This is a genomic window from Pedobacter psychrotolerans (genome assembly GCF_004340665.1).
Classification (GTDB): Bacteria; Bacteroidota; Bacteroidia; order Sphingobacteriales; family Sphingobacteriaceae; genus Pedobacter; species Pedobacter psychrotolerans.
In genome coordinates this window covers 544,826-566,075 of record NZ_SLWO01000002.1, presented here as the reverse complement: position 1 = coordinate 566,075, position 21,250 = coordinate 544,826, and the positions used below count along the sequence as shown (strand labels likewise).

Here is a 21,250-nt window from a genome sequence, read left to right as displayed (position 1 = left end):
CACAATTAAAAATAAGATGAGCCAAAGAATCAGAATTAAATTAAAATCTTACGATTACAACTTAGTAGATAAATCTGCTGAGAAAATCGTAAAAACTGTTAAACCTACGGGTGCAGTTGTAAGTGGTCCAATTCCACTTCCTACAGAGAAAAAAATCTTTACTGTTTTACGTTCTCCACACGTAAACAAAAAAGCTAGAGAGCAATTTCAATTATGCGCTTACAAACGCTTATTAGATATTTATAGCTCTAACTCTAAAACAGTTGATGCTTTAATGAAACTTGAATTACCTAGTGGTGTTGAAGTTGAAATTAAAGTTTAATTGATTTAAAAATTGAGAAAAGGTCGTAATGTTAAATTGCGACCTTTTTTTATGCCCGATCATTTTCAAACAAAAAGTAATAATGCAGGTTTAATAAGTATGAACAAGCCATTAAAAGAAGAACAAAACTTACCAATCGAAGGTCAGGATTTTGCTGATCCAAAAGAAGAATCAATTAAAAAACCTGCTTCACATGGAGAAGTTGCCAATCAAAAGGGAAGTGACTTTTCAGCTTTAGAAGAAAGTAGAATGGACCATCCACCAAAGGATAGAGATGAAAATGGCTCAAATAAAGATGATGTTGATAGTCCTAAAGGAGAAGTTGACCAATCAAATGGTGTAAAATAGCATAGTGTACTCAAAATTATTTTTACTTTTTATGTAGCATGTTTGCCATAAGAATTATATTATTTACGCTTTAGGTTTACGGAAATCTTTATAGTTATTATAAATCGTTTACATAAAATAGTAAGGCATCAAACTTTCTGAGTCAGCGCTATGTTGTTAAATTAATACTATACTAAATATTGAAAAGATGAGCAAGTCAAATAATGCACATGATGATCAGGAAAGTATTCAAGGTAATAAACTTGATCAACATAATATAGAATGGGATAATGGTGAAGCTACTTATGGGCATGCCATTACTGATTCTCCATTTAGAAGGAAAAATGTACCAGATGAAAATCACCTTTCTAAATTAGAAGAACATGATCATGATGTTAATGAAGAGCTAAAAAATATTAATTTAAGCAATAATAATGATCCGAGTAATAGAAATAGTGATCAAGAAAAAGGCTTAGGTGGAAAAGATCTGTAGATATTAGAAGGAATGTATCTATAATCCCTTCTAATATTATTAAATCAGTTAAAGTATATACTTAAAAATATCTCATAATTTATGAGAATAGATTGATAATTATTCTCTTAGTATATATAAGTTGATATCTATTATTTGCTAATATAGTGCTGTCGTCTGCTGATAGTCTCGTTTAATATTTTTGCTAAGTTGATCGACTTCTTTTATTAATTCTGGCGTTTTCTCAATCAAATCGTCAACAATAGATTTTCCATCAATCAGCCTTTTTTTGGTAATATAGTTCAGCCCATAAACAGCTGCTGTACCAATGATCACATATTTTAGTAGTCCCATGTTGTAAGTTTAAATTCCTGTGTTGAGCACATCGTCCTCATTACGTTCTTTTATTATTGAATCTTTATTATCCATAAAATCTTCCGATGAACTGCCGGTCTGGCTTGCAGCACTATCAACAGTGTGATGTTTCTCTGTACTATTGTAAGTGTCATCACTCAAAGAATCACGACCTTGTGTGCCAGAATTGTCAAAGCCATCCCTCGCATTTATATTGCCTTTATCAATACCGCCTGCATTTTCTTCGCCTATTGGTGCTCGCCCAAAAGCAGTAACCTCATTACCCTCGTTACCTTTTTCATGCGCTTTCTGAACGTCAGACTTTTTATCAGTATTACCATTTCCGATGTAGCCTTCGGTATGTTCATCCTTATTATAAATGCTCGTTTTCATAATTGTATTTTTATAAAGAACATCTCGATGAGCAAATGGTTTGTAATAAGTCTTGCAGAACTTCACATCTGATATAACGAATGCTTGAATGAGATAATTGCGTAAATAAATTTTAACATGAGTTTTTTCTTTTGTTTAACTTCGGGCGAAATTAAAAGCAAGCATTAAATGGAGTGGAAATATCTATTATCAAATAAGAGATTTGGGCAAGAGAGTTGGACTGGTGATCGGGATAAGGCCCGTTCTGATTTTCAGCGCGATTATGACAGGTTGATATTCTCTTCACCATTTAGACGTTTACAAAACAAAACACAGGTTTTTCCACTGCCTGGTAGTGTATTTGTTCATAATCGGTTAACTCATAGTTTAGAGGTAGCCAGCGTAGCCCGATCTATGGCTAATATCTTTCTAAATAATGTAGAAGAGCATCAGCCATCTTTAATTAAAGAGGTTCCGCTATTAAATGAAGTAGGGAATATTGTAGCCGCGGCGGCATTGGCCCATGACCTTGGTAATCCAGCTTTTGGTCATTCAGGAGAAGCCGCAATTTCACGTTATTTTACGGATGGTGATGGGCAAATCTATCAAAAGGATATGAGTGATTCGCAATGGCACGATCTCATAAATTTTGAAGGTAATGCAAATGCCATTCGAATTCTTACCCATCCTTTAAAAGGGAAGGGAAATGATGCTTATGCTTTAACCTATTCCACATTGGCTTCGATTGCAAAATATCCATGCGCATCAATAGCTGGGCGACAAAAAAAGCTTTTGCATAGGAAGAAATACGGTTTTTTTCAATCAGAAGAAGAAACCTTTAAGAAGATTGCAACCGAGTTAAACTTAGCACAGGAAGAAAGTGAGTACCTGATTTATAAACGTCATCCGTTAGTTTATTTAGTTGAAGCGGCAGATGACATTTGTTATAGCATCATCGATCTGGAAGATGCACATCGATTAAAAATATTATCTTATGAAGAGGTTAAAAATTATTTGCTGCCATTCTCTAATTCCCTAACCATTGAGGATCGTTTAAAAAATGATTATGAAGATGATGATGCGAAAATTGGTTTGTTGAGGGCTAAGGCCATCAATACGCTAACTAATATTTGTGCAGGAATTTTCTTTAAAGAACAGGAATCGCTGTTGAAGGGTGAACTGAATCATAGCCTGACAGATCTTCTTCCTGAACCTTATTTATCTTCTTGGAAAGCGATTGAAAAAGTCTCTGTGGAAAGAATCTATAACTTCTCTTCCGTAATACAGAAAGAGGTGGCAGGTTATAAAATTATGGCAGGCTTACTAGAAGAATTTGTGCCAGCACTGATTAATAATAACACTCATTATTATCAGAAACTTGTTAAGTTAATTCCTAAGCAATACCATACCGATTTAACTGATATTTATTCCCGCACGCAAAGTGTTTTAGATTTCGTTTCTGGTATGACTGATTTATATGCGGTAGATTTGTATCGGAACATCAAAGGCATTTCTTTTCCTTCAGAAACATAAGCATTTTATGAAGATCATTACTTTTTTTATTGGCCTTTTATTTTTTTCTAATGTAGCTCATGCACAAACGGTTACCACTGGTAATTTGAAAAATGGTGATTTAATATTTGTTGGTGCCGAAAAAGCGAATCTTTCAGGCGCCATTAACCGGGTGACGCAAAAAAGAGATTCTATTGCCTTCGATCATATCGGAATAATTGAAAAAAGCACTGATTCCATATTTGTACTACATGCGTCTTCAAAAAAAGGAACCATAAGAGAAAGTATCCAGGCATTTTATCAAACACAGAAAACTGCAGACAATAAAATAATGGTTTACCGATTGAAAAACAATTTTCAGGATGCCATCCCAGATGCCATATTATCTGCCAAAAGAATGTTGGGCAAACCATATAATTGGACGTATATTCTTAATGATAGTTCTTACTATTGCTCTGATTTTATAGAAAGATGCTTTAGGAAAAATCACATTTTCAACCTGGAACCAATGACCTTTATTAATCCGAAAACTGGGAAAACGGATGGTTTTTGGATAGAGTTTTACAAAAAACAAAATCTTAAAATTCCAGAAGGGAAATTGGGTTGTAACCCAAACGGATTAGCTGCTAGTGATAAGTTGTTAGTAATAGGGAATTTATCAATTTAAATTAGGACTCTTACCTGTTAGTTTTAACGCTTTGTCTGCAGCTGCCATACCTTCCTTCCAATCACTATTATTTGGATAGAGGTATGCCATGAATTTAAAAAGTGCTTTCGCTTTCAACGGTTGCTTATTGATGAGCAACTCCCAATATGCCCAATTGGTCATATCACTTTCAGAAATTAAATAGTCAGCGTCCTTATTCTTGATCTTTTTATAAGAATCCTCTGCGCTATTATAACCATCCCGTTCTAAAATATTTCGAAGCGTAATTACAGCATCGGGATAATTTCCTCCGTTCGAAGTTTTTAATTCAGGATAATAAAGCCTGCAATTTCTGATGCCAGATTCTCTGGCCCAAAACTTTTCATATTTGTAAGTATCACAACAGCCAGATTATGATCTGGATAGATATAAAACCAAGATCTGGATCCACCAATACCTGCCACCGCCCTGGGTGAGAAGTTGCGTTTCGCAACCCAGCCCAATGCCCAGCTGCCATAACTTTTATTGTTTAATTTCTGTGGCGACCACATTACATCCAAGCTATTCTTATTTTTTAGTAACTTATTATTTTGCAGCGCAATAATCCACTTACCTAATTCTTCAGCATTTGAGTTTATGCCAACTGTAGCTCTCAGTTCCGGAAATTCTTCCCATGTTCGCTCTAATGTTTGGCCTTTAATAAAATTTCCCTTTGTTTCTTTACTTATGGTATAAGTAGGTGCTTTGTTTATAATCACATCTCTTGAATCGCCAAAGTTTGTTAAATACATACCTGCCGGAATAAATTGCCTGGTACGTACAAAATCTTCAAATTTCATTCCGCTAAGTTGCTCTATGATTTGCCCGAGAAGTACATAATTGGTTTGGTTGTAAGACGTCTTTTCACCAGGGATAAATTCCATAGGTTGCTCACGTACTGTTAACCATGCTTTGCTGAATGGAAGGCCATCAATATATCCGCCGTTTTTTGTATCCATATAATCAGGGATTCCAGAAGTATGATCTAGAAGCCTGCGAACGGAGATATTTTGCCAGTCTGTAGGCAGCTTGGCTAGATAGGTTGATATTGGTTTTTCAATGTTAAGTTTGCCATCCTCTACCAATTGCATTATAGCAACACCTGTAAAAGCCTTTGTAGCAGAATTTATAGAAAATAGCGTTTGTTGATTTACAGGAATATTATGTTCAACATTAGCCAGACCATATGATTCTAACATTATAATTTTTCCAGATCGGATAATTGATATTTGTAAGCCAGGTATTTTCCTGGCTTGCATTTCATTCTTCACGAAGTGAGTAATAGAATCACTCTTATCCTGAGCCTGAATGTGGCTCGTTGAAACTAATATTATAGAAAAAAGTATAGCTATTTTATAAAAGCGATTGTTCATTAGGTTTTATAAAATAGACGTAACAAGCGCTAATATGTTACTTGTTTTTTTTACTATCTTCCTCTTGAATCATCCCATTTATTGCGTTCATCCTGTAACTCACGGGCAAGTTTCATCTCTTTATCTTTTGCTTTTACCTTATGGGTTTGAAATTCATCGGCTACTTCCTGGTAAAGTTGAGTTCTGTAAGTTGCTTCCTTACGATATTTTCCAGATTGGAAGATCACGATTGCCAAACCAGCACCCAGTATAATAATGATTGCCCAAACAATGGTATTGTAAGTGCCTTTATTGAAAGCTATACCTAAAAATTTTATTTCATTTACGGATGCAGTAGCATTAGCAAGTGAACTTTCTTTGCCTGTAACTTCACCTTTCAAGCTGGCGATGTTATCACTTTGTGCTTTTATCTCTTTTTTAGCTTCCTGAAGTTGTTTTCTCTCTTTTCTTAAAGTATCATTAACACTTTTCCATAAAGCCGATAACCTGGATGGGTTAATCAGTTTTGCACCATATAAACTTTTAGATTTTTTCAGCATAAAATTATACTGGCCATTTAGAGATGGATCAGTATTTTTCGAAGTGTCTTGTTTAGCCTGCCCGAATGCAATATTTACAAATAGCATGGCTACTAAAAATAATAGGGTTGGTTTAAGTTTCCGCATAGTTATATTATAGGTATTAAAGTGTAAAACTACATTTTTATACATTGATGATGCATAAAGATGATGTTATATTATTTATAAATTAACAATTTTATCACGGTTTTATTATAAATTAAGTGTGATAGATTACATTTGTTCTATGCAAATAGGAATTATTGGGTTGGGTGATATGGGTAAATTATACGCCATTTCGTTTGTAAGTGCAGGTTATAAAGTGTGCGGTGCAGACCAACCCTTACGTTTTACCGATCTTAAAAATGAGCTTGAACCTAAAGGCATCGAAATTTTAATCGATGGGCACGAGGTGGCCCGTAAATCTGATTTCATCATTTATTGTGTCGAGGCCGAGAAGATAGATGAGGTGGTGGCTACTTTTGCACGTTCCACAAAATTTGGTGCCATTGTTTCCGGACAAACTTCAGTAAAACATCCTGAAATTGCGGCTTTTGAAAAACATCTTCCAGCAGATACCCAAATTGTAACCTGTCATTCTCTCCATGGTCCGGCTTTCAGTCCTGAAGGACAAACATTGGTAGTGGTACGCCATCGTGCAACTGATGAGGTTTATGCCAAAGCTTTAAATGTTTACAGATCGTTAAAATCGAATATCATCGAAATGGATGACTACCGGGAACATGATCGGATTGTTGCCGATACACAAGCTGTTACCCACATGGGTTTCGAGAGTATGGGCTCAGCCTGGAAAAATGCAGGCTTTTTCCCATGGGATAATCCAGCTTATGCCGGTGGAATTGATAACGTAAAAATTTTAACTACACTTAGGATTTTCAGTTACAAATCACATATTTATGCAGGGCTCGCCATTTTAAATCCATATGCTCAAAAACAAGTAAAATATTATGCTCAAGCAGAATCAGAATTATATAAACTGATGATCTGTGAAAATGAGGAAAAGTTTAGAGCTAAAATTTATGCTGCCCGTGATTTCGTTTTTCATGAAAGCCGAACCCTTTTGCTTCTGGATGATAACATTATGAAAGAGTTCAGTCTTTCTGATGCAGACCATAAACAAAAACCAAATTCACACCTGAGTTTATTAAGCATGGTGTATGCCTGGTATAAAATGGGTGTAAATCCTTATGACAATTTAATTTGCCAAACACCACCGTTTAAATTAAGATTAGGCATTGCAGAATATCTTTTTAAAAATGAAGCTATGCTTGAAGAATCTATTTACACGGCATTGTATGATAAATCCATCCGAGGTGATGATTTAGAATTCCATACCGCAGTACATGAATGGGCTTCAATAATTGGTTATGGAGATTTGAAGGGTTATAAGGAGCATTTTGAAGCTGCTAAATCATTTTTTGCCAACCGATTAAATGATGGGAGGGACTTGAGTGCCGAAATGATTAAACGGTTGGGTAAGTAGTTTTTTTTAATATGAAGACTATTTTGAATAAACCTGAACTGGTTTCGTTATTACAACAGCAATTAAAAGATATTGATGCTCTTTGTGGTGAATATGACAAGGGAAATAAAGCTGTTATTCATGACATATCAGAAAAAATTGCTATAATTTTTAATAACTCGAATCAATCTAAATCATTGTTAAGTGAGCTTAAACTTACTCACTTGGATCTCCTTTGCAGTTCGGAAAGTTATAATTCGAAAAGCCTTACTAATTTTATTGGCTTGTTGAAATTAGAACACCATGCTGCAATGGGCTGGACATATTTAGCCAGATTAGATAGGTCAGCACTGGTGAAGGTGTCTTATGAAAACTGGTGGAGTAATAAAAAATTAATTATTGATTCGGATGGTAACGCATTTACACGGGCTAAAATAATAAAATCGGAAGCCAATGATGATCCCCTAGTAATCAATACCTCAGGATGGAAAATTACGGATGCCAATGGTGATAAAACAACGATCAACCCAATCCCGGAAACGATTAGGCAAATTGCTTTTGAATTGTTGGAGAGTTTACGAGGTGTTGATCTAAATAAGGAAAGTAAACTTCACTTTAAAATATAGAATGAGTGAATTTTGATTGAGAGAATTATTGATTGGTGTATGCTATATTCATTTATTTGTAACCCAATCATTCTCTCATTCAATCATTCATTGCTTCAAAATTCTATTTATCCATATAACATATAGACTTTATTTTATTCAAATAATCTTTCGTTTCCACAAAATCAGTACATTATATTTGCCTGCATGTCGGTATTGCTGTTTACCATAATTGTTTTATTTGGTGCTTTTTTGGCTGGTTTATTAGGTTCTCTAACGGGTTTAGGCGGTGGCGTAATCATTATTCCATTACTCACTCTGGCTTTAGGTGTTGATATTCACTATGCCATTGGTGCTTCCATAGTTTCGGTTATAGCAACTTCATCAGGTTCGGCGGCAGCTTATGTCAAAGAAGGGATTACTAATATCCGGATTGGGATGTTTCTGGAGATCGCCACCACTGTTGGAGCCATCTGTGGCGCAATTGTAGCCGTTTATTTGAATGCCAACTATATTGCCATCATATTTGGTTGTATCCTTATTTTTTCTGCCATCATGACGCTAAAGAAAAAAGTAGATCATACTACATTAGATCATACAGATAAATGGGCTAAATTTTTCAGATTGAATGGATCTTATCCAGATAAAGGAGTGGATCACCAATACGCTGTAAAACATGTTCCTGCTGGTTTCTTAATGATGCTCTTTGCCGGAACACTTTCTGGTTTGCTGGGTATTGGAAGCGGCGCTTTAAAGGTTATTGCCATGGATAATATCATGCGTTTGCCTTTTAAGGTTTCTACCACCACGAGTAACTTTATGATGGGTGTAACAGCAGCTGCCAGTGCGATTGTTTATTTACACCGTGGTCAGATCGATCCTGGGATTGCCATGCCGGTTTGCATCGGTGTATTAACTGGTGCTACTGTTGGTTCAAAAGTTTTATTAAAGGCCAAAACAGATAAATTAAAAATTGTATTTGCAATCGTTGTAACCTTTTTAGCTATTCAAATGATTTATAAAGGAATCAGCGGATTATAATCATGAGCGCAGTAAATAAAAATATCAATGATAAAGATATTCAGGTGATACTTGGCACCCTTTTACGGGCGGGTGTAATCATATCGATGACCATTGTGCTCATTGGAGGTATTATTTTTCTGATTCATAATAAGGGAGTCATTACCGACTATAAGGTGTTTAAACCAGAACTTGCTAAGTTCTCTTCTATTGCGGCCATTTTTAAAGGCTTACTTACTTTTCATGGTGATGCCATTGTACAGTTTGGCATATTGATGTTAATTTTTACGCCAGTAGCCCGTATCATTTTTGCTATTTTTAGCTTTTTGATAGAAAGGGATTATCTATACGTATTAATTGGCTTAATTATTCTGGCGATTATCACCATCAGTTTGAATGGAGGTTTAGCACATTAAACCCAATGTTTCCAGAATATTGAAAAAATATGTAGTTTAAATGCGTTAAAACATCTAAAATTGTGTTCATAGTTTTCACAAATAATGGCAAAAACTGGAAAAGTTATTCAGCTATTTCAAAACCCTGATAATTTCATTAGATCACGGGCTAGGCAATTGCCATTGGGACAATGTTATATCTCTCATGATTGGGAAAAGAGTGGTATTGCAAACGTGCTGATTAGTCGGACTCACATCAATGAAAATTTTACTGTAGGCATATATCTTGTGGATGTCAGGTGCTTAGGTATTAAAGATTCGGCCTTTAAGTTTAATATTCCTATAGATGAGTTCGAAGATCTGGTATCGTACATGAATGGGGAAGTGATTGACTATAACATGGCACACAATATTATATATGGTGCAGAAGCTTTCGCTGAGAGTTGTGGTTTCAAACCACATAAAGATTGGGGGGTAGGCCAGTTTATACTCGAAGAAGATGATGATCGTATTCCAATCATAAATATTGAATTTGGTGAAAATGGGGTTCCGGCTTATTATGTTGGACCTCATGATACTGCCGCTATGATTAATAGCGTATTGTCTACATTGGATAAACATGTCGGCATTGGAAACTACTTCTTTTATAAAGATGAGGTAGAAGATGATGACTTATTTTCGGATAATGGATTTGATACCACGCCAGATAGAGAAGGTATTTAACATCCTGATCGAAGTGTCATTTCAAAAGGTGAATTTATGTTTTTTACTCAGTCACATGTCAGTATTTTCTAATTAACAATGATATTATTTATGTTATAAGCTTTGAAAATACTTTGATAGATGATATTCTGTTATCTATGAATATAATGAAGATGCTGTGATAGCCATTTGTACAGCCATTAGAAATAAGGAGAAAAAGTATTCCTGAAGTTATTTATTCTCTAATCCGCTGTACTGTTGCTTTTTATAGCTGAAAATAGAATAAAAATGCAACTGGTTAAATTTTTAACAACTCATTTAAATTCTAATTTAAGGCTTTAATGTGTCTTTAAAAGTTAAATACCATCATATCAGCAATTTATTTGAAAAAATATTTCGCTAACTATTTGAAAATTAATATTTCTTGTCTATCTTTGCCCTCCCTTTAAAGGGATGTACAACCACCTTGAACGAAGCCCTACTGCTTCGATGGGTGTTAAAAAGAAAAGATAAAATGTCAGGAATTATTGGAAAAAAAGTAGGAATGACCAGTATCTTTGATGCCGAAGGAAGAAACATTCCTTGTACGGTAATCGAGGCTGGACCTTGTGTAGTTACACAGGTAAAAACCGAAGAAGTAGATGGTTATTCATCAATCCAGTTGGGTTATGATGAGAAAAAAGAGAAAAACACAACTCAACCATTGAAAGGCCATTTCGCGAAAGCAAACACAACTCCGAAACGCAAGCTGGTAGAATTTGATTCATTTACAACTTCACTTAATTTAGGTGATGTAGTAACTGTTGATTCATTCGCAGAAGGCGATTTTGTTGATGTTGTAGGTACCTCAAAAGGTAAAGGTTTTCAAGGTGTTGTAAAACGCCACGGATTCGCCGGTGTTGGTATGCAGACTCACGGTCAGCATAACCGTTTACGTGCCCCAGGTTCATTGGGAGCATCGTCATTCCCTTCACGTGTATTCAAAGGAATGCGCATGGCAGGAAGAACAGGTGGAGACAGGGTAAAAGTTCAGAACTTACAAGTTTTGAAAGTTTATGCTGAGCAAAACTTATTAGTAGTTAGTGGTTCCATTCCAGGAGCTAAAGGTTCTTACGTAATCTTAGACAAGTAATCAGATGGAAGTTAAAGTATTAAACATTTCAGGTAAAGAAACAGGTGCCAAGGTGCAACTTCCTGAATCGGTATTTGGTATCGAACCTAACGACCACGCGATTTATTTAGATGTAAAACAGTATTTGGCTAACCAACGTCAAGGTACTCACAAATCTAAACAACGTAATGAGATTGCAGGTTCGACCCGTAAACTATACAAGCAAAAAGGTACAGGTGGTGCGCGTGCTGGTAGCATTAAATCTCCGTTATTTAACGGTGGTGGTCGTGTTTTCGGTCCTCAACCACGTGATTATAGCTTTAAATTGAACAAGAAATTAAAAACATTAGCACGTAAGTCAGCTTTAGCTTATAAAGCAAAAGATAACAACGTGGTAATTTTAGAAGATTTCAACTTCGATACTGCTAAAACTAAAAACTATACAAGCTTATTGGCTGCGTTAAACGTAGGTACTCAAAAAACTTTATTGGTTTTACCTGCACAAAATAATAATATCTATTTATCAAGCAGAAACGTTCAGAAAACAAAAGTAATCTCGGCAGCAGATTTAAATACTTATGATGTATTAAATGCTGGTGTACTTGTGTTAACTGCAGATTCTGTTAAAACTTTGGAGGAGGCGTTTGCCAAATAATATGGACATTTTAAAAAAACCAATATTAACCGAAAAAGCTTCAGCTTTAACTGAGAAATCTAACCGTTTCACATTTAGCGTTAACCACAAGGCTAACAAAATCCAAATTAAAGCAGCTATTGAAAAATTGTACGGTGTAACTATCGTTGCAGTTAACACAATGGTTGTTGATGGAAAAGCTAAATCACGTTACACTAAAGCAGGTTTTGTATCTGGCCGTAGCCCGAAATACAAAAAAGCAATCGTAACGTTGAAAGACGGCGAAACAATAGATTATTACGCAACCCTTTAATTTAATAATTCATTATAACTATGGGCTTAAGAAAATTTAAACCAGTTACTCCAGGTACCCGCTTCAGAGTTGGTGCTAGTTTTACGGAGATTACAGCAACCACGCCCGAAAAATCATTGGTTGTATCATCAAAAAAGTCTGGTGGACGTAACAACACAGGAAAGATGACTATGCGCTACATGGGTGGTGGTCACAAGAAATCATACCGTTTGATCGATTTCAAACGTGATAAATTTGATATTCCTGCAACAGTAGCAACTGTTGAATACGATCCAAACCGTACTGCCCGCATTGCATTACTACATTATGCAGATGGCGAGAAGCGTTATATCATTGCTCCTGAAGGATTGCAAGTGGGTTCGGTATTATTATCGGGCGATGCAGCAGCACCAGAAGTAGGTAACACTTTAAAATTATCGAACATTCCATTAGGTTCTATCATCCACAACGTGGAGATTCACCCTGGAAAAGGAGCACAATTAGCTCGTAGTGCAGGTGCTTACGCACAATTAGCTGCCCGCGATGGTAAATATGCTACTTTGAAAATGCCTTCAGGCGAAACCCGTTTAATCTTGACTACTTGTCTTGCTACTATCGGTGCTGTATCTAACTCAGATCACGCAAACGAAGTATTAGGTAAAGCAGGTCGTAAACGTTGGTTGGGCCGTCGTCCGAGAACTAGACCGGTAGCGATGAACCCTGTCGATCACCCAATGGGTGGTGGTGAAGGTAGATCATCAGGTGGTCACCCACGTTCAAGAAATGGCGTTTTAGCTAAAGGCTTTAAAACCAGAGAACTTAAAAAATATTCTAATCGTTACATCATAGAGAGAAGGAAGAAATAATGGCTCGTTCGATAAAAAAAGGACCGTATATTGACCATAACGTAGAGAAAAAAGTAAACTCTATGAATGATTCAGGCAAAAAGTCTGTAATCAAAACTTGGTCTCGTAGATCAATGATCTCACCAGATTTCGTTAATCATACATTTGCAGTACACAACGGTAATAAATTTATTCCAGTGTACGTAACAGAAAACATGGTTGGTCACAAGTTGGGAGAATTTGCTCCAACCAGAACATTCAGAGGACACGCTGAAAAGAAAAAATAATTAGACAATGGAAGCAATAGCAAAATTAAACAATTGTCCAACCTCACCGCGTAAGATGCGTTTGGTTGTAGATCTTATCAGAGGTGAACGTGTAGAGAAAGCATTAAGCATTTTAAAGTTTACCAATAAAGAAGCAGCAATAAGAGTTGAGAAATTATTATTATCTGCGATCAAAAACTGGGAATCTAAAAATGAAGGTGCCCGTCCTGAAGAAAATCAACTTTTTGTTAAAACAATTATGGTTGATGGTGGCCGTCAGTTAAAACGCTTACGTCCAGCTCCTCAAGGCCGTGGATATAGAATTCGTAAACGTTCTAACCACGTAACGCTGATTGTAGATAGTAAAAATACAGAAACAACTCAAAACTAATTTTAGGAAATGGGACAAAAAGCAAATCCAATAGGTAACAGGTTAGGTATCATCAAAGGATGGGATTCTAACTGGTTCGGTGGCAACAACTACTCCGATAAATTAGTTGAAGATGAGAAAATAAGAAAATACCTTTCTGCCCGTATTGCTAAAGGTGGTGTTGCTAAAGTGGTTATTGAGCGTACGTTAAAACGTATCACCGTAACTATCCACACAGCCCGTCCAGGTATCGTAATCGGTAAAGCAGGTGCTGAGGTTGACAAAATCAAAGAAGAGTTAAAGAAATTGACTAAAAAGGAAATTCAAATTAACATCTTTGAAATTAAACGCCCAGAACTTGATGCACAATTAGTTGCAGAAGGTGTTGCTAAACAATTAGAAGCAAGGATCTCATTCCGTAGAGCAATGAAATCTTCTATCGCATCAACTATGCGTATGGGTGCTGAAGGTATTAAAATCATGACTTCTGGTCGTTTAGGTGGTGCTGAAATGGCACGTACTGAGCAATACAAAGAAGGAAGAGTGCCTTTGCATACATTCCGTGCTGATATTGACTATGCTTTAGCTGAAGCCTTAACTACTTATGGTAAAATAGGTGTTAAAGTTTGGATCTGTAAAGGTGAGGTTTATGGAAAACGTGATTTGTCTCCAAACATTGGTTCGACAAACAACGGTCCAAAAGGCGCATCAGAGAAACCAGCTTTCGGTGGAAGAGATAACAGAGGTGGTGGTGGAAGAGATAGCCGTGGCGGTGGTAACGACAGACGTGGTGGAAACCAAGGTGGTGGTCGTGGTCCAGGTCAAGGTGGTCCCGGAGCAAATAGAGGTGGTGGCGCAGGCGCTAACAGAGGTCCTCGTAAATAATTGATTTATTAACATCGTTTAACGATTAGAACAAAATAAAATGTTACAGCCAAAAAGAACGAAGTTCAGGAAGATGCAAAAAGGCAGAATGAAGGGTTTAGCTTCTCGTGGAGCTGAATTAGCATTCGGATCTTTCGGTATCAAATCTTTAGAAGCAACTTGGATTACAAGTCGCCAGATAGAGGCTGCCCGTATCGCCGTAACACGTTTCATGAAACGTGAAGGTCAGGTGTGGATCAGAATATTCCCGGACAAACCAGTAACTAAAAAACCTGCTGAGGTACGTATGGGTAAAGGTAAAGGTGCTCCTGAGTATTGGGTAGCAGTTGTAAGACCTGGACGCGTAATTTTCGAAGCTGAAGGTGTGCCTTTAGAAGTAGCTAAAGAAGCATTGCGTTTAGCAGCTCAGAAATTACCAATCCAAACCAAATTCGTAGTACGTAGAGATTACGTAGAAGCATAGTAAAGTGTTGAGGTGAATGTTGTAAATACTTGTTTATTATAACCGCTACACTCAACGTAAAAGAAAAGAAAAATGAAAAATTCAGAAATCACAGGGCTTTCAAAAGAAGAATTAGTAGCTAAGATTGCGGAAGAAAAAGAGAGCTTATCAAAATTAAAGTTCGCACACACTATTTCAGCTATCGAAAATCCTTCGCGTATTGCGAAAGTAAGGAAAGACATAGCCCGTTTAAACACTGAGTTGACTAAAGTGAAAAACACTGAGTCAGCTACTGAAACTAAATAATTTGAGAGTCGACATGGAAAGACAATTAAGAAAAACAAGAACGGGATTAGTAGTAAGCAACAAGATGGATAAATCTGTTGTAGTGAGCGTTGAGCGTAAAGTAAAGCACCCGATTTATGGCAAGTTCGTTAAGAAAACTACCAAATTTATGGCTCACGACGAGAAAAACGAATGCGGTATCGGTGATACAGTATTGATCATGGAAACTCGTCCTTTGAGTAAGAACAAGAACTGGAGATTGGTACAAATTTTAGAAAGAGCTAAATAAGATGGTACAACAGGAATCAAGATTAAACGTTGCTGATAACAGCGGCGCAAAAGAAGTATTGGTAATTCGCGTGCTAGGTGGAACCGGCAAACGTTATGCTTCAATTGGTGATAAAGTAGTTGTTACCGTAAAAAGCGCATTACCGTCAGGTAATATTAAAAAAGGTACAGTTTCAAAAGCAGTTGTTGTAAGAACTAAAAAAGAAATCCGTCGTAAAGATGGTTCTTATATCCGTTTTGACGATAATGCAGCTGTATTATTGAACGCACAGGATGAGCCAAGAGGTACACGTATCTTTGGCCCGGTTGCGAGAGAACTACGTGAAAAACAATTCATGAAAATTGTATCATTAGCACCGGAGGTATTATAAAATGGGAAACAAAGTAAATACACCATCAAAACTTAAAATCCGCACAGGAGATTTAGTTAAAGTAATTGCTGGCGATTCAAAAGGTCAACAAGGAAAAGTACTTTCAGTACAAATAGAAAAAAACAGAGCCATTGTAGAAGGCGTTAATTTAGTGTCTAAACATACTAAACCAAATGCTGCAAATCCAAACGGTGGTATTATTAAAAAAGAAGCTGCTCTTCATATTTCTAACCTGATGTTGGTTGATCCAAAATCTGGTAAAGCTACACGTGTTGGTCGTAAACTAAACGCGGATGGTAAATTAGTTAGAGTTGCTAAAATTTCAGGGGAGGAAATTAAATAATGGCTACACCTAGATTAAAAAGCAAATACAAAGAAGAAGTTGTAAATGCATTAAAAGAGAAATTTCAGTATAAAACTGTAATGCAGGTTCCTAAATTGGAAAAAATCTGTATCAATCAGGGTGTAGGTCGTTTTTCTGTAACTGATAAAAAGATCATGGATACGACAATCGTTGAATTGTCAACCATTACTGGTCAACAAGCAGTTCCGGCTAACTCTAAGAAAGATATCTCCAACTTTAAATTGCGTAAAGGTATGCCTGTTGGTGTACGTGTAACATTACGTGATAACAATATGTACGAGTTCTTAGATCGTTTGATCTCTGTAGCTTTGCCACGTATTCGTGATTTCAAAGGTATTAACGATAAAGGTTTTGATGGAAAAGGTAACTACACTTTAGGCGTTACTGAGCAAATCATCTTCCCAGAGATTAATATAGATAAAATCAATAAAATTTTAGGGATGGATATAACTTTCGTAACTTCGGCGAAATCTGATGTTGAAGCACTTGAGTTATTGAAACAATTCGGATTACCATTTAAAAATCAAAAAACAGCAGAATAATGGCAAAAGAAGGTGTAAAAGCACGCGAAGTTAAGCGCCAAAAATTGGTAGCTAGATACGCTGAAAAACGTGCAGCATTAAAAGCTGCAGGAGATTTCGAAGGTTTAGATAAATTACCTAAAAATTCATCTCCGGTACGTTTACACAACCGTTGTAAATTAACTGGTCGTCCACGCGGTTATATGCGTACCTTTGGTATCTCAAGGGTAACGTTTCGCCAAATGGCACTAGACGGTAAAATACCAGGTGTTAAAAAAGCATCTTGGTAATATAGCTTAAAGCTGAAAGCTCAAAGTCTAAAGCGAATGTATGTCGCTTTAGTCTTTGTGCTTTAGTCTTTTTGCTTTTAAAAGAATTTTAACCGGTAGCAGGTCCCACAGCTGAGTAGCAGAAGGAAACCACTATCAAAAACAATAAAAAATGAATACAGATCCAATAGCAGATTATTTAACAAGAGTAAGGAATGCCATTAAGGCCAACCACCGTGTTGTAGAAATTCCTGCATCAAACCTTAAAAAAGAAATTACAAAAGTTCTTTTCGATAAAGGTTACATCGCGAACTACAAGTTTGAAGATACTACAGTTCAAGGCACAATCAAAATTGCTTTGAAATACAATCCAATTACTAAAGTTCCTGCTATTCGTACTTTGATGCGAATTAGTAAACCAGGTTTGAGAAACTATGCTGGTGTTGAAAATATGCCAAGAGTATTAAACGGTTTAGGTATCGCAATCTTATCTACTTCTAAAGGTGTAATGACCGATAAAGAAGCAGCCAAATTAAACATTGGTGGTGAGGTATTGTGTCACGTTTATTAATATTAGGAGAACAGCACAATGTCAAGAATAGGAAAAGCCCCAATTACAATCCCTTCAGGTGTTACAATTACAGTATCTAACGATAATGTTGTAAGTGTAAAAGGTCCTAAAGGTGAATTAACACAAGCAGTAGATACAGATATCACTGTAAGTCAAGAAGATGGAATTTTAACAGTTCAACGTCCATCAGAACAAAAGAAACACAAAGCATTACACGGTTTATATCGCTCTTTGCTTAATAACATGGTTATTGGTGTTACAGAAGGTTATAAATTAACTCAAGAATTAGTAGGTGTTGGTTACCGTGCTACAAACACAGGTAATACATTAGATCTAGTTTTAGGTTATTCTCACCATTATGTATTTCAATTACCAGAAGAGATTAAAGTAACTACATCATCAGAAAAAGGTCAGACGCCTAAAATTATTTTAGAAAGTATTGACAAGCAATTGATCGGCCAGGTAGCAGCGAAAATCCGTTCGTTACGTGCACCAGAACCATATAAAGGTAAAGGTATCAAGTTTGTAGGTGAAGTGTTAAGAAGAAAAGCAGGTAAATCAGCGTCTAAAAAATAGTAATCATGGCAGGTAAAAAATTATCAAGAAGAGATCGTATTAAAAAAGGGATCAGAAAAAGACTTACTGGTTCTACCGAACGTCCAAGGTTATCTGTATTTAGAAGCAATAAAGGGATTTATGCGCAGGTAATTAACGATATAACTGGTACAACAATAGCTTCAGCATCATCTTTATCAAAAGATTTTTCTGGAACAGGTAACAAAAGTGACCAATCAGTAGCAGTAGGTAAATTAGTAGCTGAAAAAGCAATTGCTGCTGGTGTTAAAGAAGTTGTTTTCGATAGAAATGGCTACTTATACCACGGTCGTGTAAAATCGTTAGCAGAAGGTGCTCGCGAGGCTGGTCTAGTATTTTAATCTGAAGAAAAAGTAAGATGTCAACTATCAATATAAAAAGAGTAAAAACCACCGATATCGAATTAAAGGATCGTTTGGTTAGTATACAACGTGTTGCCAAAGTAACTAAAGGTGGTCGTACTTTCAGCTTCTCAGCAATTGTTGTTGTTGGAGATGAAAACGGTGTTGTTGGTTTCGGTTTAGGTAAAGCGAAAGAGGTAACTGAAGCAATTGCAAAAGGTGTGGATGATGCTAAAAAGAACTTAGTAAAAGTGCCTATTTTAAATGGTACTGTTCCTCACGAACAAATCGGTAAATTCTCTGGTGGTTTTGTTTTAATCAAACCAGCTGCAGTAGGTACCGGAGTAATTGCCGGTGGTGCGATGCGGGCTGTATTAGAGAGTGCTGGCGTGCACAACGTATTGGCAAAATCTAAAGGTTCATCTAACCCACATAACGTGGTAAAAGCAACCGTAGATGCATTAACTAAAATGCGTGATGCTTATACAGTAGCTCAAACCCGTGGTATAGATTTAAACAAAGTATTTAACGGATAATATCATGGCTAAGATCAAAATAACACAAGTAAAAAGCGTTATCGACAGAAGCGAGCGCCAAAAGAGAACTGTTCAGGCTTTGGGATTATCTAAAATGAACCAAAGTGTGGAGGTTGAAGCTACACCGCAAATTATCGGTATGGTTCGCAAAGTGAATCATCTGGTAGCGATCGAAGCAATCTAGTAAAAATTTGAAGGTAGTATTGGCTATAAACTGATACTACCTTTATATATGTTTAATCGTTGTACCTGTTTAGTGAAAGCGAAGGGCAACACAAATTCAAAAAAATGAATTTAAATACTTTAAAACCTGCAAAAGGTTCTACAAAAAACAGCAAAAGAATTGGTCGTGGTACAGGTTCTGGTCGTGGTGGTACTTCAACCCGTGGTCACAAAGGTGCGGGTTCTCGTTCAGGTCACAAAACCAAAATCGGTTTTGAAGGTGGTCAAATGCCTTTACAACGTCGTGTGCCTAAAGTTGGTTTCAAGCCAATTAACCGTACAGAATATGTTGGTGTAAACTTAGACGTATTGCAAACTTTAGCTGAAAAACACAGCTTAACAACAATCGATTTCGCTGCTCTCCAAGCGCATGGTTTAGCTTCAAAAAATGACTTAGTTAAAATTTTAGGTCGTGGTGAAGTGAAAGCAAAATTAGAGATTACAGCACATGCGTTTTCTGCAACCGCACAACAAGCTATTGAAGCTGCAGGTGGTTCTATTGTAAAATTGTAATTATTAAATGAAGAAGCTATTTACTACTTTAAGTAATATCTGGAAAATTCAAGAATTAAAAGAGCGTATTTTGTTTACGCTCTTAATTCTTTTGGTATACCGTTTTGTATCTCACGTGGTTTTGCCAGGTGTGGATCCAACTGCTTTAGATGCTAACGAAAAATCTGGAATTTTAGGCATACTCGATATGTTTGCCGGAGGTTCCTTCTCTCGTGTATCTATTTTAGCATTAGGGGTAATGCCTTATATCTCTGCGTCAATCGTGGTACAACTATTGGGTATTGCTGTTCCTTCTTTCCAAAAAATGCAGAAAGAGGGCGAAAGTGGTAGAAAGAAAATGAACCAGATCACTCGTTACCTAACGGTAGCGATCACAATCGTTCAATCAGTAGGTTACGTTAAAACGCAGGTTCCGGCTGAAGCTATTTTATTACCGAATACTTTATTCTTAGTATTATCTACGTTTGTATTAACGGCAGGTACATTATTCGTAATGTGGTTAGGTGAAAAAATTACGGATAAAGGGATTGGTAACGGAACATCTTTAATTATCATGACTGGTATTATCGCCCGCTTACCGCAGGCAATCAGCCAGGAATTTAGTGCTCGTGTGGGTTCTGCCAGTGAAGGTGGAGGTCCGGTAGCGCTTGTTTTAGAGATCGTTGCTTTATTTGCTGTGGTAATGTTTACCATTTTAATTGTTCAAGGTGTACGTAAGGTGCCTGTACAATACGCTAAAAAAATTGTAGGTAACCGTCAGTTTGGTGGTGTTCGTCAATACATTCCATTAAAAGTAAATGCAGCTGGTGTAATGCCAATCATCTTTGCTCAGGCATTGATGTTCATTCCTGGTGCTTTAATGCAATTTGTTCCGTCACTACAAGGTTCGTGGTTGGTTCAGTTCAGCAATACAACATCGTTAGCCTATAGCTTAACATTCGCTTTTTTAATTATCGCATTTACTTTCTTCTACACTGCAATTACGGTAAATCCAACTCAAATGAGTGACGATATGAAGAAAAATGGTGGTTTTATTCCAGGTGTTAAACCGGGTTTTGCAACATCAACTTTTATTGATGATGTCATTTCTAAAATCACTTTCCCTGGCGCAGTATTTTTAGCAATCATTGCTATTTTACCTTCGTTAGCGGTTAAATTCGGTATTAAGCAAGAGTTTGCACACTTCTTTGGTGGTACTTCATTATTAATTTTAGTAGGGGTAGTGTTAGATACGCTTCAACAAATCGAAAGTTATCTATTAATGCGTCACTATGATGGTTTAATGAAAACAGGCAGAGTTACAGGTAGAACAGGTGTTCCTGCTGCCAGTAGCAATGCAGCATTGTAGTTC

36 protein-coding genes are annotated in these 21,250 nt (G+C 36.5%); 31 read left to right on the top strand and 5 right to left on the bottom strand.

Annotated elements, in window-relative coordinates; all coding sequences use genetic code 11:
* The first annotated feature begins 16 nt into the window (after positions 1-16).
* From rpsJ to EV200_RS06065, 3 genes are all read left to right on the top strand, one after another.
* On the top strand, positions 17-322 hold the full coding sequence (gene rpsJ, locus EV200_RS06075; protein ID WP_008244591.1) for a 30S ribosomal protein S10: 306 nt from the start codon (positions 17-19) through the stop codon (positions 320-322).
* Between the two features lie 99 nt (positions 323-421).
* Positions 422-670, top strand: a complete 249-nt coding sequence (locus EV200_RS06070) for a hypothetical protein (protein ID WP_132530156.1) — start codon at positions 422-424, stop codon at positions 668-670.
* Positions 671-857: 187 nt separating this feature from the next.
* Complete coding sequence (locus EV200_RS06065; RefSeq protein WP_132530154.1) at positions 858-1,142, top strand: hypothetical protein; 285 nt, start codon at positions 858-860, stop codon at positions 1,140-1,142.
* A 138-nt stretch (positions 1,143-1,280) separates the two neighbouring features.
* On the opposite strand, the gene EV200_RS06060 is transcribed toward EV200_RS06065, so the two are convergent.
* Both EV200_RS06060 and EV200_RS06055 read right to left on the bottom strand, forming a co-directional pair.
* Complete coding sequence (locus EV200_RS06060) at positions 1,281-1,475, bottom strand: YtxH domain-containing protein (RefSeq protein WP_132530152.1); 195 nt, start codon at positions 1,473-1,475, stop codon at positions 1,281-1,283.
* Between the two features lie 9 nt (positions 1,476-1,484).
* Complete coding sequence (locus tag EV200_RS06055; RefSeq protein WP_132530150.1) at positions 1,485-1,868, bottom strand: hypothetical protein; 384 nt, start codon at positions 1,866-1,868, stop codon at positions 1,485-1,487.
* Between the two features lie 168 nt (positions 1,869-2,036).
* On the opposite strand from EV200_RS06055, the gene dgt reads away from it, so the two are divergent.
* Complete coding sequence (gene dgt, locus EV200_RS06050; protein ID WP_132530148.1) at positions 2,037-3,380, top strand: dGTP triphosphohydrolase; 1,344 nt, start codon at positions 2,037-2,039, stop codon at positions 3,378-3,380.
* A 7-nt stretch (positions 3,381-3,387) separates the two neighbouring features.
* On the top strand, positions 3,388-4,026 hold the full coding sequence (locus EV200_RS06045; RefSeq protein ID WP_132530146.1) for a YiiX/YebB-like N1pC/P60 family cysteine hydrolase: 639 nt from the start codon (positions 3,388-3,390) through the stop codon (positions 4,024-4,026).
* On the opposite strand, the gene EV200_RS21720 is transcribed toward EV200_RS06045, so the two are convergent.
* From EV200_RS21720 to EV200_RS06035, 3 genes are all read right to left on the bottom strand, one after another.
* Complete coding sequence (locus EV200_RS21720) at positions 4,018-4,188, bottom strand: hypothetical protein (RefSeq protein WP_165877875.1); 171 nt, start codon at positions 4,186-4,188, stop codon at positions 4,018-4,020. The genes EV200_RS06045 and EV200_RS21720 overlap by 9 nt on opposite strands.
* Before the next feature lie 140 nt (positions 4,189-4,328).
* Positions 4,329-5,417 carry a serine hydrolase domain-containing protein gene (locus EV200_RS06040; RefSeq protein WP_132530144.1) on the bottom strand — a complete coding sequence of 363 codons (1,089 nt, stop codon included), beginning with the start codon at positions 5,415-5,417 and terminating at the stop codon, positions 4,329-4,331.
* A gap of 53 nt (positions 5,418-5,470) precedes the next feature.
* Entirely contained in the window at positions 5,471-6,082 is a 612-nt protein-coding gene (locus EV200_RS06035) for a hypothetical protein (RefSeq protein ID WP_132530142.1), read from the bottom strand.
* Positions 6,083-6,221: 139 nt separating this feature from the next.
* Here EV200_RS06035 and EV200_RS06030 point away from each other — a divergent pair, with 139 nt between their 5' ends.
* The 26 genes from EV200_RS06030 to secY all read left to right on the top strand — a co-directional run bounded on the left by EV200_RS06030 (position 6,222) and on the right by secY (position 21,247).
* Entirely contained in the window at positions 6,222-7,478 is a 1,257-nt protein-coding gene (locus tag EV200_RS06030; RefSeq protein WP_132530140.1) for a prephenate dehydrogenase, read from the top strand.
* 11 nt (positions 7,479-7,489) lie between these two features.
* Positions 7,490-8,083 (top strand): hypothetical protein, encoded by a 594-nt coding sequence (locus EV200_RS06025; protein WP_132530138.1) that lies wholly within the window; start codon positions 7,490-7,492, stop codon positions 8,081-8,083.
* Positions 8,084-8,269: 186 nt separating this feature from the next.
* Positions 8,270-9,103 (top strand): sulfite exporter TauE/SafE family protein, encoded by an 834-nt coding sequence (locus EV200_RS06020; RefSeq protein ID WP_132530136.1) that lies wholly within the window; start codon positions 8,270-8,272, stop codon positions 9,101-9,103.
* Between the two features lie 2 nt (positions 9,104-9,105).
* The gene (locus tag EV200_RS06015; protein WP_229676784.1) at positions 9,106-9,498 is read left to right on the top strand and encodes a DUF1634 domain-containing protein; all 393 of its coding nucleotides are present in this window, start codon (positions 9,106-9,108) and stop codon (positions 9,496-9,498) included.
* 267 nt (positions 9,499-9,765) lie between these two features.
* Positions 9,766-10,200 (top strand): hypothetical protein, encoded by a 435-nt coding sequence (locus EV200_RS06010; RefSeq protein ID WP_208864513.1) that lies wholly within the window; start codon positions 9,766-9,768, stop codon positions 10,198-10,200.
* A 493-nt stretch (positions 10,201-10,693) separates the two neighbouring features.
* Positions 10,694-11,311, top strand: coding sequence for a 50S ribosomal protein L3 (gene rplC / locus EV200_RS06005; RefSeq protein WP_029278646.1), 618 nt, complete (start codon positions 10,694-10,696; stop codon positions 11,309-11,311).
* A 4-nt stretch (positions 11,312-11,315) separates the two neighbouring features.
* On the top strand, positions 11,316-11,945 hold the full coding sequence (rplD, locus tag EV200_RS06000) for a 50S ribosomal protein L4 (RefSeq protein WP_029282691.1): 630 nt from the start codon (positions 11,316-11,318) through the stop codon (positions 11,943-11,945).
* Position 11,946: 1 nt separating this feature from the next.
* Positions 11,947-12,237 (top strand): 50S ribosomal protein L23, encoded by a 291-nt coding sequence (gene rplW / locus EV200_RS05995; protein ID WP_029282693.1) that lies wholly within the window; start codon positions 11,947-11,949, stop codon positions 12,235-12,237.
* A gap of 20 nt (positions 12,238-12,257) precedes the next feature.
* Complete coding sequence (gene rplB / locus EV200_RS05990; RefSeq protein WP_088301914.1) at positions 12,258-13,082, top strand: 50S ribosomal protein L2; 825 nt, start codon at positions 12,258-12,260, stop codon at positions 13,080-13,082.
* Positions 13,082-13,348, top strand: coding sequence for a 30S ribosomal protein S19 (gene rpsS, locus EV200_RS05985; RefSeq protein WP_010599906.1), 267 nt, complete (start codon positions 13,082-13,084; stop codon positions 13,346-13,348). The genes rplB and rpsS overlap by 1 nt, the downstream gene beginning before the upstream one ends.
* 7 nt (positions 13,349-13,355) lie before the next feature.
* The gene (rplV, locus tag EV200_RS05980; RefSeq protein ID WP_056097519.1) at positions 13,356-13,718 is read left to right on the top strand and encodes a 50S ribosomal protein L22; all 363 of its coding nucleotides are present in this window, start codon (positions 13,356-13,358) and stop codon (positions 13,716-13,718) included.
* Positions 13,719-13,727: 9 nt separating this feature from the next.
* A complete protein-coding gene (gene rpsC, locus EV200_RS05975; protein WP_132530130.1) occupies positions 13,728-14,582 on the top strand; it encodes a 30S ribosomal protein S3 in 855 nt (284 codons plus the stop codon).
* 40 nt (positions 14,583-14,622) lie between these two features.
* On the top strand, positions 14,623-15,045 hold the full coding sequence (rplP, locus tag EV200_RS05970) for a 50S ribosomal protein L16 (RefSeq protein ID WP_010599903.1): 423 nt from the start codon (positions 14,623-14,625) through the stop codon (positions 15,043-15,045).
* Between the two features lie 72 nt (positions 15,046-15,117).
* Entirely contained in the window at positions 15,118-15,330 is a 213-nt protein-coding gene (gene rpmC / locus EV200_RS05965) for a 50S ribosomal protein L29 (RefSeq protein ID WP_132530128.1), read from the top strand.
* 13 nt (positions 15,331-15,343) lie between these two features.
* A complete protein-coding gene (rpsQ, locus tag EV200_RS05960) occupies positions 15,344-15,598 on the top strand; it encodes a 30S ribosomal protein S17 (protein ID WP_010599901.1) in 255 nt (84 codons plus the stop codon).
* A gap of 1 nt (position 15,599) precedes the next feature.
* Positions 15,600-15,968: a 50S ribosomal protein L14 gene (rplN, locus tag EV200_RS05955; RefSeq protein WP_010599900.1), complete on the top strand. Its 369-nt coding sequence runs from the start codon at positions 15,600-15,602 to the stop codon at positions 15,966-15,968.
* Position 15,969: 1 nt separating this feature from the next.
* Positions 15,970-16,311 (top strand): 50S ribosomal protein L24, encoded by a 342-nt coding sequence (gene rplX / locus EV200_RS05950; protein WP_132530126.1) that lies wholly within the window; start codon positions 15,970-15,972, stop codon positions 16,309-16,311.
* Positions 16,308-16,874, top strand: coding sequence for a 50S ribosomal protein L5 (rplE, locus tag EV200_RS05945; protein WP_088301915.1), 567 nt, complete (start codon positions 16,308-16,310; stop codon positions 16,872-16,874). Before rplX ends, rplE begins: the two co-directional genes overlap by 4 nt.
* Positions 16,874-17,143 carry a 30S ribosomal protein S14 gene (gene rpsN / locus EV200_RS05940; protein ID WP_010599897.1) on the top strand — a complete coding sequence of 90 codons (270 nt, stop codon included), beginning with the start codon at positions 16,874-16,876 and terminating at the stop codon, positions 17,141-17,143. The genes rplE and rpsN overlap by 1 nt, the downstream gene beginning before the upstream one ends.
* A 151-nt stretch (positions 17,144-17,294) precedes the next feature.
* Positions 17,295-17,693 (top strand): 30S ribosomal protein S8, encoded by a 399-nt coding sequence (rpsH, locus tag EV200_RS05935; RefSeq protein WP_056869756.1) that lies wholly within the window; start codon positions 17,295-17,297, stop codon positions 17,691-17,693.
* Positions 17,694-17,711: 18 nt separating this feature from the next.
* A complete protein-coding gene (rplF, locus tag EV200_RS05930; protein WP_132530124.1) occupies positions 17,712-18,269 on the top strand; it encodes a 50S ribosomal protein L6 in 558 nt (185 codons plus the stop codon).
* Between the two features lie 5 nt (positions 18,270-18,274).
* On the top strand, positions 18,275-18,628 hold the full coding sequence (gene rplR, locus EV200_RS05925) for a 50S ribosomal protein L18 (protein WP_132530122.1): 354 nt from the start codon (positions 18,275-18,277) through the stop codon (positions 18,626-18,628).
* A gap of 17 nt (positions 18,629-18,645) precedes the next feature.
* Entirely contained in the window at positions 18,646-19,164 is a 519-nt protein-coding gene (rpsE, locus tag EV200_RS05920; RefSeq protein WP_010599893.1) for a 30S ribosomal protein S5, read from the top strand.
* A 4-nt stretch (positions 19,165-19,168) separates the two neighbouring features.
* Entirely contained in the window at positions 19,169-19,348 is a 180-nt protein-coding gene (rpmD, locus tag EV200_RS05915) for a 50S ribosomal protein L30 (RefSeq protein ID WP_010599892.1), read from the top strand.
* A 104-nt stretch (positions 19,349-19,452) separates the two neighbouring features.
* Positions 19,453-19,899 carry a 50S ribosomal protein L15 gene (gene rplO, locus EV200_RS05910; protein WP_132530120.1) on the top strand — a complete coding sequence of 149 codons (447 nt, stop codon included), beginning with the start codon at positions 19,453-19,455 and terminating at the stop codon, positions 19,897-19,899.
* Positions 19,900-19,906: 7 nt separating this feature from the next.
* The gene (secY, locus tag EV200_RS05905) at positions 19,907-21,247 is read left to right on the top strand and encodes a preprotein translocase subunit SecY (RefSeq protein WP_132530118.1); all 1,341 of its coding nucleotides are present in this window, start codon (positions 19,907-19,909) and stop codon (positions 21,245-21,247) included.
* Positions 21,248-21,250 lie beyond the last annotated feature (3 nt).